The sequence below is a fragment of the Phenylobacterium sp. genome (assembly GCF_025351295.1).
Taxonomy (GTDB): domain Bacteria; phylum Pseudomonadota; class Alphaproteobacteria; order Caulobacterales; family Caulobacteraceae; genus Phenylobacterium.
In genome coordinates this window covers 1-2,686 of sequence record NZ_JANXWD010000150.1, presented here as the reverse complement: position 1 = coordinate 2,686, position 2,686 = coordinate 1, and the positions used below count along the sequence as shown (strand labels likewise).

Genomic DNA, 2,686 nt, shown 5'->3' with positions numbered 1-2,686 from the left:
TCAACGCCGTGGCCCCCGGGCCGATCCAGACCGGGATGCTGGACCGGTTCACTGGGGGGGAGGAAGGCAAGGCCTATCTCGCCACGCTGAACCCGATGAAGCGGATTGGCCAGCCCGACGAGATCGCGCACGCCATCCTCTACGTGGCCTCGGCCGAAGCCAGCTTCGTCACTGGCCACATCCTGACGGTGGACGGCGGCAAGTCAGCCAGCTGATCCCGCGACCAAAAGGGCCGGGCGCAAGCCCGGCCTGCGGCGCGAACCCCGAACTCAAAAGGACGCCAAGTCATGTCACCCGAACTGAAGCTCTACGAATCGAGCGCTTCGCCCAATTCGCGGCGCATCCGCATTTTCCTGGCTGAGAAAGGAATCGATGTCTCGCGCGTCCCGGTCGATCTGGGCGCCAAGGAGCAGTTCTCGACGGCCTATTCGCGGATCAATCCTCGCCGCGTCGTCCCCACGCTCGTTCTCGGAGACGGGACGGCCATCGGTGAAGTGCCGGCGATCATGCGATACCTCGAAGAGGACTATCCCAACACGCCGCTGCTTGGCGCCTCGCCAAAGGACAAGGCGCTGGTGACCATGTGGGAACGCCGCATGGAGCTTGAAGGCTTTGCCGCGGTGATGGAGACCGTTCGCAATAACGCCGCCGGTCTGAAGGGGCGCGCCATTGCCGGCGCCCACGACTATGAGCAGATACCGGCCCTGGTCGAACGTGGCCGCCAGCGGGTGGCCGATTTCTATCTCGACCTGGAGTCCAGATTGGCCGAGGCGCCGTTCGTCGCCGGCGAGCGATTCAGCGCAGCGGATATCACGGCCGTCGTCACGATCGACTTCGCCGCGAAGGCGCTGAGCTTGCCGATTCCGGACACCCATGCTGCGTCACTGCGCTGGTACGCGATCATCGCTGCCCGCCCGAGCATGGCCGCATAGGTTCACAAGTACCAAGCACCGCCGAAGTCCGGCCAGCTTAGCTGGCCCCTGAAATTGCCGAACCTGCTGGAGCAAGGCCATGGCCGAACGAGCCGTCAAAACTCCCAGTTCCGATCATGCGATCACGATCGAGAACAATCCGAAGCGCGTCGTGGTCATGCTGGACAGCCAAGTGCTCGCCGACAGCCGTGCGGCGCTGACGCTGAGGGAAGCGAAATACCCTGCCGTCCAGTACATGCCCCGAGCCGAGGTCGACATGGCGCGGCTGAGCCGGAGCGAGCACACAACCTACTGCCCGTTCAAGGGCTACCTCTCCTTCTATCCCGACCGGGTCGAGATCACAGAAGCCGCCTGACGCGGAAGCTACGCCTCCAATCCCACAGCAAGGATGTTCGACATGACTGTCCGAACCCATCACGGCGCCAAGACGCAATATGTCGAGGCCGCCGGCATCCGCTTCGCCTATCGGCGTCTCGGCCAATCAGGCGATGTGCCTCTCGTCTTCTTCATGCACTTCACCGGCACCATGGACCACTGGGACCCGCTGGTGACCGACGGCCTGGCCAAGACCCGCGAGGTCATCCTGTTCGACAATGCGGGCATCTCGTCGTCCAGCGGGGCGGCGCCAGGGACGATCGGCGAGATGGCTGCTCATGCCGCGGCCTTCTTGGGCGCGCTCGGCCTCGACCGGGTCGATGTGCTGGGCTTCTCAATGGGCGGCACGATCGCGCAGGAGCTGGCGCTCGCCTATCCGGATCTCGTACGCAAAGTCATTCTGGTCGGCACCGGTCCGCGCGGCGGCGAGGGGATGGCGTCGCTGACGCCGGAGGCGCAGGAAATCTTCGGCGCGGCCTACGACGACCCCGATGATCTCTGGCTTCGTGTGCACTTCACGCCCAGCGACACCAGTCAGGCGGCCGGCCGCGCCTTCCTAAATCGCACCCATCGGCGGGTCGAGGACCGTGATCCCCTGGTCGGCGAGAAGATCGCGCCGGCGCAGATCGCCGCCCTGGCGATCTATGGCGCGTCCAGGCCCGACGCCTTCGCCTACCTGAAGGACCTCCGCCAGCCGACGCTGGTGGTGAACGGCCAGCGTGACGTCATTATCTACACGGTCAATTCGTTCATCCTGCAGCAGAACCTGCCGAACGCGACACTGATCCTTTATCCCGACGCCAGCCACGGCTCGCTGTTCCAATATCCCGAGACTTTCGTGCGCCACGCCACGATGTTCCTTGAGGCATGAGAGGGCAGCGCGATCTCTGATCTGTTCATGGTCTGTCCAGCTTAGCGCCGTCCGTGTCACGAACCTAGGAGTACCCCAACAGGTGGCGGAACCTGGAAAGCGACATGGGCAGGACCTGTTCTGGTCGGGACCCGGCGATTATTCTTCGTCGCTGTCGGCGATCGGGCCGGCCTGGGCCTTGCCGACCTTGGGGCGCTGCTCAGTCGCCAGGGTGATCGAGCCGTAATAGCCGAAGTCGTCACGGACGGTGGCGATGGCCAGGTCGACGTCCCGGTAGGTCTTGGGCTGGTCGGACTTGAAGAGGTTGAGGCGATATTCGCCGGGCCGGTTGATCAGCCGCACGAACATGGTCCAGCGCTCGTCCTCGCCTTCGACCAGGCGAACATCCGTCAGGGCGCCGCCATTGCTGAGATAGACCGAAAGGCTCCGCATACGGATGGCCTGTTCGGGGTTGGACCCTACGATCCAGGCTTCTTCGCTGGTCCCGGTCTTGTTGCTGGGATCAGGT

General features: G+C 64.2%; 5 protein-coding genes. 4 read left to right on the top strand and 1 reads right to left on the bottom strand.

Annotated features, from left to right (window positions below):
- From Q0R13_RS20400 to Q0R13_RS20385, 4 genes are all read left to right on the top strand, one after another.
- A partial coding sequence (locus Q0R13_RS20400; protein WP_293907431.1) for an SDR family oxidoreductase occupies positions 1–215 on the top strand: 215 nt, incomplete at its 5' end.
- Between the two features lie 72 nt (positions 216–287).
- Positions 288–932 carry a glutathione S-transferase gene (locus Q0R13_RS20395; protein WP_293907430.1) on the top strand — a complete coding sequence of 215 codons (645 nt, stop codon included), beginning with the start codon at positions 288–290 and terminating at the stop codon, positions 930–932.
- 79 nt (positions 933–1,011) lie between these two features.
- Positions 1,012–1,287 (top strand): DUF427 domain-containing protein, encoded by a 276-nt coding sequence (locus Q0R13_RS20390; RefSeq protein ID WP_293907429.1) that lies wholly within the window; start codon positions 1,012–1,014, stop codon positions 1,285–1,287.
- Between the two features lie 42 nt (positions 1,288–1,329).
- The gene (locus Q0R13_RS20385) at positions 1,330–2,178 is read left to right on the top strand and encodes an alpha/beta hydrolase (RefSeq protein ID WP_293907427.1); all 849 of its coding nucleotides are present in this window, start codon (positions 1,330–1,332) and stop codon (positions 2,176–2,178) included.
- 138 nt (positions 2,179–2,316) lie between these two features.
- Here the strand turns inward: Q0R13_RS20385 and Q0R13_RS20380 are convergent.
- A partial coding sequence (locus Q0R13_RS20380; protein WP_293907425.1) for a hypothetical protein occupies positions 2,317–2,686 on the bottom strand: 370 nt, incomplete at its 5' end.

Coding starts and splice junctions, on each gene's coding strand:
- Q0R13_RS20390 (WP_293907429.1), top strand. CDS start 1,012: ATGGCCGAACGAGCCGTCAAAACTCCCAGTTCCGATCATGCGATCACG.
- Q0R13_RS20385 (WP_293907427.1), top strand. CDS start 1,330: ATGACTGTCCGAACCCATCACGGCGCCAAGACGCAATATGTCGAGGCC.
- Q0R13_RS20395 (WP_293907430.1), top strand. CDS start 288: ATGTCACCCGAACTGAAGCTCTACGAATCGAGCGCTTCGCCCAATTCG.